The sequence below is a fragment of the Pseudoroseomonas cervicalis ATCC 49957 genome (assembly GCF_000164635.1).
GTDB lineage: Bacteria > Pseudomonadota > Alphaproteobacteria > Acetobacterales > Acetobacteraceae > Pseudoroseomonas > Pseudoroseomonas cervicalis.
This window is the reverse complement of record NZ_GG770783.1, coordinates 129,131-140,496: the sequence shown is the minus strand read 5'-3', so window position 1 is coordinate 140,496 and position 11,366 is coordinate 129,131. Positions and strand designations below refer to the sequence as shown.

Annotated in this window: 8 protein-coding genes; all 8 read right to left on the bottom strand. The window is 70.7% G+C overall.

What is annotated here, in order from left to right; all coding sequences use genetic code 11:
- Positions 1 to 997, bottom strand: a 997-nt coding sequence (locus HMPREF0731_RS25730) for an AraC-like ligand-binding domain-containing protein (RefSeq protein ID WP_007005607.1), incomplete at its 3' end; no start/stop codon positions are given.
- A gap of 128 nt (positions 998 to 1,125) precedes the next feature.
- Positions 1,126 to 1,941 carry an ATP-binding cassette domain-containing protein gene (locus HMPREF0731_RS17925; RefSeq protein ID WP_007005606.1) on the bottom strand — a complete coding sequence of 272 codons (816 nt, stop codon included), beginning with the start codon at positions 1,939 to 1,941 and terminating at the stop codon, positions 1,126 to 1,128.
- Positions 1,941 to 2,960, bottom strand: a complete 1,020-nt coding sequence (locus HMPREF0731_RS17920; protein ID WP_007005605.1) for an ABC transporter ATP-binding protein — start codon at positions 2,958 to 2,960, stop codon at positions 1,941 to 1,943. Before HMPREF0731_RS17920 ends, HMPREF0731_RS17925 begins: the two co-directional genes overlap by 1 nt.
- Entirely contained in the window at positions 2,960 to 3,814 is an 855-nt protein-coding gene (locus tag HMPREF0731_RS17915; RefSeq protein WP_007005604.1) for an ABC transporter permease, read from the bottom strand. Before HMPREF0731_RS17915 ends, HMPREF0731_RS17920 begins: the two co-directional genes overlap by 1 nt.
- A complete protein-coding gene (locus HMPREF0731_RS17910) occupies positions 3,811 to 4,818 on the bottom strand; it encodes an ABC transporter permease (RefSeq protein ID WP_007005603.1) in 1,008 nt (335 codons plus the stop codon). Before HMPREF0731_RS17910 ends, HMPREF0731_RS17915 begins: the two co-directional genes overlap by 4 nt.
- Before the next feature lie 16 nt (positions 4,819 to 4,834).
- Positions 4,835 to 6,397, bottom strand: coding sequence for an ABC transporter substrate-binding protein (locus tag HMPREF0731_RS17905; RefSeq protein ID WP_040613871.1), 1,563 nt, complete (start codon positions 6,395 to 6,397; stop codon positions 4,835 to 4,837).
- A gap of 28 nt (positions 6,398 to 6,425) precedes the next feature.
- A complete protein-coding gene (locus tag HMPREF0731_RS17900) occupies positions 6,426 to 10,265 on the bottom strand; it encodes a hydantoinase B/oxoprolinase family protein (RefSeq protein WP_007005601.1) in 3,840 nt (1,279 codons plus the stop codon).
- A 17-nt stretch (positions 10,266 to 10,282) separates the two neighbouring features.
- A complete protein-coding gene (locus HMPREF0731_RS17895) occupies positions 10,283 to 11,047 on the bottom strand; it encodes an IclR family transcriptional regulator (RefSeq protein ID WP_007005600.1) in 765 nt (254 codons plus the stop codon).
- Between the last annotated feature and the right edge of the window lie 319 nt (positions 11,048 to 11,366).

The window sequence follows — 11,366 nt, the reverse complement described above, 5'->3', positions numbered from 1 at the left end:
GGCCGCCGGCCGGGCGGGTGCCGCCGGCCAGCCGCGCCTCGCGCGGGGACATGCCGAAGGCCTCGCGGAAGCTGCGGCTGAACGCCGCCTCGTTGCGGAAGCCCCAGCCATAGGCGATCTCGGCGATGCGCCGGCGCTCCGGCACCGCGGCCGTGATCTCCTGGAAGCAGCGCTCCAGCCGCCGCCGGCGGATATAGGAGGCGACGCCGCCATAGGGCTCGAACAGCCGGTAGAGGGTCGGGCGGGAGACGCCGAATTGCCGCGTCAGCATCTCCGGCGAGAGCTGCGGCGCCGCCAGGTTGCTCTCGATGAAGCGGCGGATCAGCACCAGGGAGGGGGTGTGGACCGGGCTCGGCCCCTCCTGCCGCGCCGCCAGCACGGGGGTGGCGCAGGCGGCCACCAGCATGGCGGTGGCCTGCAGCAGCGGCTGCGCCTCGGCCTGGGTCAGCTGGCCGCCGCATTCCTGCAGCCCCACCAGATGCTGGCCGAGCAGCCGGCCGAGCGGCGTGCCGCCCTCCACCACCACGCCATGCAGCGCCTCGGGCTTGGGCACCAGCGGCGCCAGCGAGGCGCGCGGCACCACCAGGGTGATGTTCTCGAAATCCTCCGCCTGGGTGTGCAGGGTCTGCGCCATGTCGAGGATGCAGATATCCCCCGGCCGCACGGTGACCGGCAGCGCCCCGGCGACCCCCTCATAGCCGCCCTGGCGGTAGAGCTGGACCAGGAAATGATCGACCCCGGTGCGGGCGATGGTGAAGGAGGAGCGGCGGAAGATCTGCGCGCTGGCGGCGATGCGGCCGATCACCACGCCGCCGAGATCATGGCTCTCCACCGAGACGTGGAAGCGGTCCATCGCCTCCGGCGTCGGCAGCGCCACGTCGAAGAACACGGCGGCGATCTGCCGCCAGGTCCAGAAGGCCTGTTCGGGCGAGCCGGCGGCCGCCCCGTCGAACTGCATGGCGGCGGGGGAAAGCGGGGCGGAGCGGGCATCCGGCATGGTGCCAACCTAACCTGATACCGCTGCGCCGACCAGAGCGGCCGGGCACGGGACAGCGGCGGATGGCAGGAGGAATTCCGGTTCCATTCCGGATTCGTTACAGCTTGGCCGTGGCCCTGCCCAGCCCCCTAGCGGAAGGGTGAACGATCCGGGTCCGGGTCGGGCATCGCCGCCAGCAGGCTGCGCGCATACTCGCTCCTCGGCGCTTGGAAGACCTGCTCGGTCTCCCCCTCCTCCACCAGCCTGCCGCGATAGATCAGCGCCACGCGGTCGCAGACATAGCGGATGACGCCAAGATCGTGGCTGATGAAGAAGTAGGTCAGCCCGAGCTGCTGCTGCAATTCGTGCAGCAGGTTCAACACCTGCGCCTGCACCGAGACGTCGAGCGCGCTGGTCGGCTCGTCCAGGATCAGCACCTCGGGCCCGGTGGCCAAAGCGCGGGCGATGCCGATTCGCTGCCGCTGCCCGCCGGAGAATTCATGCGGGAAGCGGCCCAGATGCTGCGGGCCGAGCCCGACCCGCTCCAGCAGCTCCGCCGCGCGGTCGCGCCGCGCCCGGGCGCCGAGGCCGAGGCCGAGGCGTTTGCTGTGGATCTCCATCGGCTCGCTGACGATCTCGGCGATGCTGAGGCGCGGGTTCAGCGAGGCATAGGGGTCCTGGAAGACGATCTGCATGCGCGCCCTGAGCGCCCGCAGCCCGGCGGCCGAGAGGCGGGCGATGTCCTCGCCCTCGAACAGGATGCGGCCCGCCGAGACCTCCTCCAGTCGCAGCAGGCAGCGCGTCAGCGTCGTCTTGCCGGAGCCCGATTCGCCCACCAGCCCGAAGCTCTCGCCGCGGCGGACGGAGAGGCTGACCTCGGAGAGCGCGGTGACCTGCGGCGCGCGGCCGAAGAAGCCGCGCCGCTCGCCGCCATAGAGCTTGCTGACCCGCTCGACCGAGAGCATCACGCCGCCTCCTCCGCCGCCACGAAACAGGCCGCGCCATGGTCCGGCCCGTGCGGCACCAGCGGCGGCACGCCGGACTGGCAGGAGGGCCGCGCCAGGCGGCAGCGGGAAAAGAACCGGCAGCCCGGCGGCGGCGCCAGCAGCGAGGGCACGGTGCCGGCCAGCCCCTGCAGCGCGCCGCGCGCCAGGCCGGCGGTGGGCAGCGCCGCCAGCAGCGCCTGGGTGTAGGGATGCACCGGCCGCTTCAGCACGCCGCGCACCGCGCCGGCCTCCACCACATTGCCGGCATACATCACCGCCACATGGGTGCAGAGCTGCGCCACCACGCCGAGATTGTGGGTGATGAACAGCACGCCGAGATCATGCTCGCGCACCAGATCATGGATCAGCCGCAGGATCTGCGCCTGCACCGAGACGTCGAGCGCGGTGGTCGGCTCATCGGCGATCAGCAGCCGCGGCCGGCCGATCAGCGCCATGGCGATCAGCACGCGCTGGCGCATGCCGCCGGAGAATTGGTGCGGATAGTCCCGCATACGCGACGCCGCATCGGGGATGCCGACATGCTCCAGCATCGTCAGCGCCCGCGCCTGCGCCGCGCGCTTCAGCGCCGAGCGCGAGGCACCGGGGGCCAGGCCCAGCAGCGCAGGGTCGGCCCGCCCGGCATGCAGCGCGACATCGACCAGCTGCTCGCCCACCCGGAAGACCGGGTTCAGATTGGTGGTCGGGTCCTGGAAGATCATGCCGATGCGGCGGCCGCGCAGCGCGCGCATCCGCGCCTCGGAGGCGGCGAGCAGATCCTCGCCCTCCAGCAGGATCTGGCCGCGGGCGTAGCGGGCGGGCGGCGCCGGTACCAGGCGCGAGACGGAGAGGCCGGTGAGCGACTTGCCGCAGCCGGTCTCGCCCACCACGCCCCAGATCTCGCCGCGCTCGACCTTCAGGTTGATGCCGTTCAGCACATGCGCCTCGCCATCGAAGGAGCGCATATGCAGATGCAGGTCGCGGATCTCGAGCAGGGCCATCAGCGGCGCGCCTTGGGGTCGAGCAGGTCGCGCAACCCGTCGCCCAGCAGGTTGAAGCCGAACACGGCGAGGAAGATGGCGAGCCCCGGGAAGATCGCCGTCCACCAGTAATCCGGCATGTTGGCGCGCGCGACGGACAGGAGAGAGCCCCATTCCGGGGTCGGCGGCTTGACGCCGATGCCGACGAAGCCGAGCGAGGCGACGGTGAGGATGGCGAAGCCCATGTCGAGCGACATCTTCACGATCACCGGCGAGATGATGTTGGGCAGGATGTGCCGGCGCAGCAGCCGCGCCGGGCCCGCCCCCATGGCGCGGGCGGCGGTGACGAATTGCTCCTCCTTCTTCGCCATCACCTCGCCGCGCACGAGGCGCGCATAGCCGGGCCACCAGGAGAGCGCGATGGCGAAGATCATGTTGCCGGTGCCGGGGCCGAGCGCGGCGGCGACGGCCATGGCCAGGATCAGGCTCGGCACGGTCAGCATCAGGTCGGAGAGGCGCATCAGCACCTCATCCACCCAGCCGCCGAAGAAGCCGGCGATGGCACCCGCCAGCACACCCACACCGGCGCCGACCAGCACCACCGCCATGCCGGCCAGCAGCGAGATGCGCGTGCCCGCCAGCGTCAGCGAGAAGACGTCCTGCCCGACCTCATTGGTGCCGAACCACCATTCGGCGGAGGGCGGCTGGAAGCGCGCGCCGGTCTGCACCAGGCCGGCCACATGGTCGGGATGCGGCACGATGGCGGGGCCAAGGATGGCGATGACCAGCAGCGCCAGCACGATGACCAGCCCGAGCACCGAGACCCAGGAGCGGCGGAAGCGGTAGAGGCCGCGGCGGAGACGCTCGCCGCTCATCGCAGGCGCACCCGCGGGTTCAGCAGACCATAGAGCAGGTCCACCAGCAGATTGACCAGCACGAAGAGCGTTCCGATGCAGAGCGTGACGCCGATGATCGGCATGAAATCCTGGGTCAGCACCGCCTGGGTGGCGTAGAGGCCGAGGCCCGGCCAGTCGAACACCGTCTCCACCAGCACGGTGCCGCCGAGCAGCCAGCCGAAATACAGGCCGATGACGGTGAGCGTCGCCGAGACCGCGTTCTTCAGCACGTATTTGAACAGGATCAGCCGCGCGGAGAGGCCGAGGGCGCGCTCCGTCGTCACGTAATCCTGTTGCAGCACCTCGATGGTCGAGGCGCGCATCATGCGGGTGATGGTCGCCAGCGGCGAGAGCGACATGGCGATGGCCGGCAGCGCCAGATGCTGCAGGGCGATGCCGAAGGCGTGCCACTGGCCGGTGAGCAGCGCATCCAGGGTCAGCAGCCCGGTGATGGTGGCGGGCGGATCCTCGGTCAGCGGGAAGCGCCCCGAAAGCGGCAGCCAGCCCAGCCACATGGCGAAGCCGAGCTGGAACAGCAGCCCCAGGAAGAAACGCGGCATGGAGATGGCGCCGAGCGAGACGGCGCGCGACAGGAAATCCGGCCAGCGGTCGCGATAGACCGCCGCCATCAGCCCGGCGGGGATGCCGATGGCGACGGCCAGCAGCATCGCCGCCAGCACCAGTTCCAGCGTCGCCGGCAGATAGGCCGCCAGATCCTCGATGACGGGCCGGCGGCTGAAGATCGAGACGCCCCAATCGCCCTGCAGCAGGCCCGTGACATAGTGCCAGTATTGCAGCGGCAGCGGCTGGTCGAGGCCGAACTCCCGCGCGACCGAGGCGACATCGGCGGCCGAGGCATTCGGCCCCGCCGCCAGCCGCACCGGATCGCCCGGCAGCAGCCGGGCGATGGCGAAGACCAGCATGGACAGCCCCACCAGCACCGGCACCAGCAGCAGCAGCCGCCGCAGGATGTAGCGGATCATGCGGCGGCCCTCCCGCTCAGCCCAGCGACAGGGGGAAGAGCTCCGGCGCGTTGGACGCGACGGGCGTGAAGACGAAGCCCTTGACGTTGTTGCGCAGCGCCAGCTTGCGCCGCTCCAGCACGCCGAAGATGTCGCAGGCATCCTGCATGACGGTGCGCTGGAACTCGGCATAGAGGGCGCGGCGCTTCGCCGGATCGGTCTCGGCGCGGGCCTCGACGATCAGCGCGTCCACCTTCGGGTTGGAATAGACCGGGTTCTGCCAATTGCCGTTGCGCGAGGAATGGAAACCCGCGAAGGCGAGGTTGTCGGCATCGCCGTAATTCGCCGTCTGGTAGACGGGGAAGAAATCCGCCAGCGTCTCGGGCGAGCGGCAGGAGGCGACGAGATCCGGCCAGATGGCCGAGCGGATCTCCAGATCGATATTCAGCGCGCGCAGGCTGTCGAGCAGGATCAGCGCCCAGCGCCGCTGCTGCTCCAGCCCCGAGACATGGGTGATGACCAGCTTGATGCCGCCATTCGGATGCGCCGACTGCGCCAGGAACTGCCTGGCGCGGTCGAGATCGGTGCGCCAGGGCTGCAGCGAGGCATCAAAGCCGTCGATGCTGTCGGGCAGCGGGCCCTTCATCAGATCGGCATAGCCGGCGACATCCAGCATCGCCTGGTAGTTGAAGGCGCAGGAGATGGCGCGGCGCAGATTGGCGTCCATCAGCGGCCCGTGCCGCGTGTTCATCTTGATCTGGAAGGTGCGGTATTCCGGCTCGATCACCAGCTCCAGCCCGGGCCGGTTCTTCAGCGTGTCCATGTCCTCGCTGGTCAGGTCGAGGGCGATCTGCGCCTCGCCCCGCTGCACCATCAGGCGCTGCGTCGCCGTCTCGCGGGTGATCTTCCAGATCGCGCCGGTGAGGTTGCCGCCGCCCTGGCGCCAGCCATTGGCGGCGCGCTCCAGCTCGTAGAGATTGCCCGGCTCGGCGCGGCGCACGGCGAAGGCGCCGGAGCCGGCGATGTTGGCGCGCAGCCAGGACTGGCCGTCATCGCTGCCCTTGTTGGCTTCGACCTGGCGCGGATTGACGATCCAGATCCAGGGCAGCACCTGCAGGAAGGGCACGAAGGCGGTGGCCAGGCGGAAGCGCACCGTCTGCGCATCCACCGCCTCGACGCTGCCGGGGCGGACGATGCCGGCGATCATCCAGACATTGCCGCGATTGAGGCGCAGGATGCGCTCGAAGGAATAGACGACCGCCTCGGCATCGACGGCGCTGCCATCATGGAACCTGGCGGCCGGGTTCAGCTTGAAGACGTATTCGCGGCCGTCATCGGACACGGTCCAGGAGGACGCCAGATGCGGCACCGGCTTGGGCGGGTTGCCTTCGACCCGCACCAGCGAGTCATAGACATTGCGCATCATCCAGCTGGTGGAATAGCCGGAGGCCAGATGCGGGTCGAAATTGGGGATGTCCTGGTTGCTGGCCAGCACCAGGATGCGGCGGCCCTGCGCGGCCGCCTCCCCGCCCCCGAGCATCAGGGCCGATACCGCGGCGGCGCTGCCGGCCAGCACGCCGCGCCTCGTCAGTTCCGTCATCCTCAAGCCTCCTGTCTCGCGCGCCGGTTCAGGCCGGCTCCGCCTGCTTCTGCCGGGCCGCCGCGTAGTCGCGCGCGGCGCCATCCTCGGTGACCATGCCCAGACGCACATCCCGTGCCACGGCCTCCGGCGCGCGCCGCGCCGGGTCGCCATAGCCGGAGCCGCCGGCGATGCAGATCTCGACGATCTCGCCCGGGCCCTGCACCTGGACGAGGCGGCCGGTGCCGCAATCCTCCAGCAGCGCGCCCTTGTCGTCCAGCACGCGGCCACGCGCGCCGCGCCCGGCCTCGCCGCCGAACAGGCCGGGGATCGGGTTGCCCACGCCTTCCGGATAGACCGAGACGAAGCTCACCAGCCCATCCTCGCGCAGCTTGCGCAGCCGCACCCGCTGGCCGAGGCCGCCGCGCTGCGCGCCGGGCCCGCCGCTGTCGGGCAGATAGGTTTTTTCCAGGACCAGCACGGGCACCCGCGCCTCGAACAGCTCGATCGAGGTGTTGGAGGCGGAGGTCGGCCAGAGCAGGCCGGACTTGCCATCGCCATGCGCCGAGGCGCCCTGCCCGCCGCCGATGAACAGCATGTCGGAATAGGTGCGCCCGGCCTCGTCCTGGCCATAGACATAGGCCGCCATGGGCAGGCCGGTGTTCGCCTGCACCTTGTCCGGCGCGGCGCCCGACAGCGCGCGGAAGATGTTCGGCGCCAGGTACCAGCCGGTGCGGGTGCGCATGTTCACCGCCGCCGGGCGCTTCGCGTTCAGCACCGAGCCCTCCGGCGCCTTCACGGTGAAGGGGCGGTAGCAGCCGGCATTGCCGCGCACGCCGGGCGTCAGCATGCATTTCAGCGGATAGGTGGCGTGCGCCGCGGTGTAGTTCATCGTGCTGTTCAGCCCGCCCTGCGGCAGCTGCGGCGGCGCGCCGTCGAAATCCAGCTCGATCGCATCGCCCTCCACCGTCAGCTTCAGCGGGTAGGACAGCACCTGGCCCAGCGGGTTGTTGCTGATGGTGGAGCGGTAGACACCGTCAGGCAGGGCGCGGATGGCATCGCGCATGGCGGTCTCCGAGCGGCGCTGCACCACGGTCGCCAGGGCGCGCAGGTCCTGCATGCCGTAATCGGCCATGAAGGCCAGCAGCCGCTCGGCACCGAGGCGATTGGCGGCGACGAAGGAATGCACGTCGCCCAGCACCTGCTCGGGGTTGCGGACGTTCTCGCGCAGCAGGGCGAACAGCGCCTCGCTGGGCCTGCCGGCCTCGTAGAGCTTCATCGGGGGGATCTGCAGCCCCTCCTCGAAGATCTCGCGTGCCCGCAGCGAATCCTTGGTGCCGCCAATGTCGGAGACATGGCCCACCGTGCCCATCAGCCCGACCACCTGGCCGTCCCGGAAGACCGGGGTGACGATGGCGATGTCGAAGAGATGCCCGGCGCAGAGCCAGGGATCATTGGTGATCAGCACATCGCCCGGCTGCAGCGTGTGCGACGGATATTTTTGCAGCAGCGCCTTCACCGCCAGCGGCAGGCACAGGTTGAACACCGGCATGGCGCGCGGCGAATGCGCCAGCGTCTCGCCCTCGGGGTCGAGCAGCTCGCAGGCGAAATCCTGGCTCTCCGAGATGACGAGGGAGAAGGCGGTGCGGCAGACCGTCAGCCACATCTCCTCCACCACCGTCACCAGGCGCGACCACATGATCTCCAGCGCGATCGGGTCGGCCTCGATGCGGGCGCAGGCTTCTTCCAGTGCCATGCAAGGCGTCACCAGCGCGCCGGCCTGGGCCGTGGCGGCGATGGCGATGCGCAGGTTGAGCCCGGCATCGACGGTGACGACATCGCCCGGCGGCACGATGGTGGTGGATTCGCGCTCCTCGATGATGGCGGGGCCGGGGATGCGGTCGCCGGCCACCAGCGCGTAGCGGTCATAGACCGTGGCCTCCTGCCAGCCGCCCTCGAACCAGGCGCGGCGGTGGCCCTTCACCTTGGCGGTCGAATCACCGCCGCCGACGGCGCCGGTCAGCGACAGCACCGGCTCAGGCCCCACGCAGCGGACGCGGAAATTGATCGCCTCCATCCGCGCCCCGTCATAGAGCGAGGTGTAGCGCGCGGCGTAGACCTTGCCGAAGTTCGCGCGGATTTCCTCCAGCGATTCGCCGGTGATGGCGCCCTCGGGCAGCGGCACGGCGATGTCATGCATCTGGCCGACCAGGCGCATATCGGCGCTGCGCTCGACCCGGATGTCCTCCGGGGCGACGCCCGCTTCCAGCAGGCGGGCGCGGCCCTCGGCGGCCAGGTCCTCCAGCACGCCATTGACCAGGGCGGCGTCGAAGCCGGGCGAAAATTCGACGGGCAGCGAGCGCGCCGTCTCGAAGGAGAGTGGTGCCGCCAGGAAACCCAGCGCCGAGGCGGCGCCGGAGGCGGGCGGGATGATCACCTCCCGCACGCCGAGCGCGCGGGCGACATCGGCGGCATGCGCCGGGCCGGCGCCGCCGAAGCCCACCATGGCATAGCCGCGCGGATCCTTGCCCTTCTCCACCAGATGCACGCGGGCGGCGGCGGCCATGCTCTCGACCACCACCTTGTGAATGCCCCAGGCGGCATCCATCACGTCGAGCTTCAGCGGCGCCGCCACGCTCTCCACCGCGCGCCGCGCGGCGTCGAGGTCGAGCGACATGCGCCCGCCCAGGAAGAAGCCCGGATCGTAATAGCCAAGCACGAGATTGGCGTCGGTCACGGTGGGCTTGGTGCCGCCCATGCCGTAGCAGGCCGGGCCGGGGTCGGAGCCGGCGGAATGCGGCCCGACCTTCAGCAGCCCGACCGCGTCGATCTGCGCGATCGAGCCGCCGCCGGCGCCGATCTCGATCATGTCGATCACCGGCGCCTTGATCGGCAGGCCGGAGCCCTTGCTGAAGCGGTGCACGCGCCCCGCCTCCAGCATCGGCGCGATCTCGACGCGGCCATCCTCGATCATGCAGGCCTTGGCGGTGGTGCCGCCCATGTCGAAGGAGATGACGTCCTTCTGGCCCGCCAGCGTGCCGAACAGGGCGGTGGCCAGCCCGCCGCCGGCGGGGCCGCTCTCCAGCAGGCGGATCGGGAAGGCGCGCGCCGTCGCCGGCGAGACCAGGCCGCCCGCCGAATGCATCAGCCGCAGCGCGCCGGTGAAGCCGCGCGCCGCCAGTTCGCGCTCCAGCCGCTGTAGATAGCGGTCCATCAGCGGCTGCACATAGGCATTGGCGCAGGTGGTGACGCTGCGCTGATACTCCCACATCTCCGCCACCACCTCGGCCGAGAGCGAGACGGAGAGAAGCGGGAACTCGCCGCGGGCGATCTCGCCCACGCGCTTCTCATGCGCCGGGTTGCGATAGGCGTTGAGGAGGCAGACGGCCACCGCCTCCACCCCCTGCTCCACCAGAAGGCGCAGCGCGTCGCGCACCGCGCCCTCGTCCAGGGCGGTGACGGCGTTGCCGTCGCGGTCCATGCGCTCCGGCACCTCCAGGCGCAGGTCGCGCGGCACCAGCGGCTCGGGGAAGCCCAGGAACAAATCGTAGATGTCGTAGCGCTGTTCCGTGCCCATCTCCAGGATGTCGCGGAACCCCTCGGTGGTGATCAGGCCGAGCTTCGCCCCCTTGCGCTCGATCACCGCATTGGTCACCAGCGTGGTGCCGTGGATGATCTCGCCGACATCGGCGAGCGCGATGCCGCCCATCGCCACCAGCTCCTCCAGCCCCTGCAGCGCGGCGATGGAGGGGTCGTGCGGCGTGGTCAGCCGCTTGTGCAGCCGCACGCTGCCCGCCGCCGAATCATACAGGATGAAATCGGTGAAGGTGCCGCCGATATCGAAGCCGATGCGCCAACGGTGGCCGGCCAGGGGGGCGGAAGCGTTCATCTGGTATCCTCGGGGTCTCAGGCGGCGTCGCGGGGCGAAGGCGCCGCGCCGGGCCGGGTCTCGATCTCGCGCGCCTCGGCCAGCAGGGCGGCGATCATGCGGTCGCGCTCATCGGCATCGACCAGGGACAGCGGATAGACGATGCAGAGGCAGGCATCCTCGCTGCCGCTGGCATTGCCGATGGCGACGGCGATGCTGCCGACGCCGGGATTGGATTCATCCTCGGCCAGCGCGTAGCCGTCGCGCCGCACGGCTTCGAGCCGCTGCAGCAGCTCCTGCATGTCGCGCGGCGCGTTGGCGCTGGGCGGCACCAGCTTGGCGGGATGCAGGCGCCGCACCTCCTCATCCGGCAGCCGCGCCAGCAGGGCGCGGCCGGAGGCGGCGGCGAAGGCCGGCAGGCGCTGGCCGATCGGCGTGCCGACGCGCAGCATCTGCGAGCCCTCGTGATAGGTCAGGCCGATCACGTCCAGCCCGTCGCGGATGCTGACATAGCCGGTATGGCCGAAATCGCGGCTGACCCGCGCGACGCCCGCATGGGCGCGCGAGACCAGCGCGGAATCGCGGCGATAGGTGTTGCCCAGCTCGAACATCAGGATGCCGGGGCGGTAGCCGCGGCTGTCCGGCACGCCTTCCAGGAAGCCGGCCTCGCGCATCGCCCGCAGCAGGCGCGAGACATTGCTCTTCGGCAGGGCGAGCAGCTCCGCCACCTCGGTGACGGTCAGCTCCTGGCGATGCGCGGAGAAGCAGCGCAGCACCTGCCCGGCGGTGGACAAAGTGGTCATCCGTGTTCCGTTTTCTGGAAACAAGGTTCCTGTAAGTGAAACGCTAGGACGTCTGGCCCCGGGGCCGCAAGCCCCCTCTGCGCCGCCCCGCCCCCGTCCGGCGCGGTTCTGCCCAGGATGGCGGCAGGCGGCGGGGCAGAATGCCGCCCGGCCGGGCATCGCCGCCCCCTTGACCGGCGGGGCGCCCGCCGTCATGGCCGCTGCCTGCGCCGGGCACCGCCCGCGCGGGCAGTGTTCACGCGCGGAAGGATGCGCCATGCGGCTGGATTTCCTGCGACCGCGGAGGGGCCGGGCGGACCGGCGCCCGCTGCTGGCCGGC

Coding starts and splice junctions, on each gene's coding strand:
- HMPREF0731_RS17925 (WP_007005606.1), bottom strand. CDS start 1,941: ATGCTCTCGGTCGAGCGGGTCAGCAAGCTCTATGGCGGCGAGCGGCGC.
- HMPREF0731_RS17920 (WP_007005605.1), bottom strand. CDS start 2,960: ATGGCCCTGCTCGAGATCCGCGACCTGCATCTGCATATGCGCTCCTTC.
- HMPREF0731_RS17915 (WP_007005604.1), bottom strand. CDS start 3,814: ATGAGCGGCGAGCGTCTCCGCCGCGGCCTCTACCGCTTCCGCCGCTCC.
- HMPREF0731_RS17910 (WP_007005603.1), bottom strand. CDS start 4,818: ATGATCCGCTACATCCTGCGGCGGCTGCTGCTGCTGGTGCCGGTGCTG.
- HMPREF0731_RS17905 (WP_040613871.1), bottom strand. CDS start 6,397: ATGACGGAACTGACGAGGCGCGGCGTGCTGGCCGGCAGCGCCGCCGCG.
- HMPREF0731_RS17900 (WP_007005601.1), bottom strand. CDS start 10,265: ATGAACGCTTCCGCCCCCCTGGCCGGCCACCGTTGGCGCATCGGCTTC.
- HMPREF0731_RS17895 (WP_007005600.1), bottom strand. CDS start 11,047: ATGACCACTTTGTCCACCGCCGGGCAGGTGCTGCGCTGCTTCTCCGCG.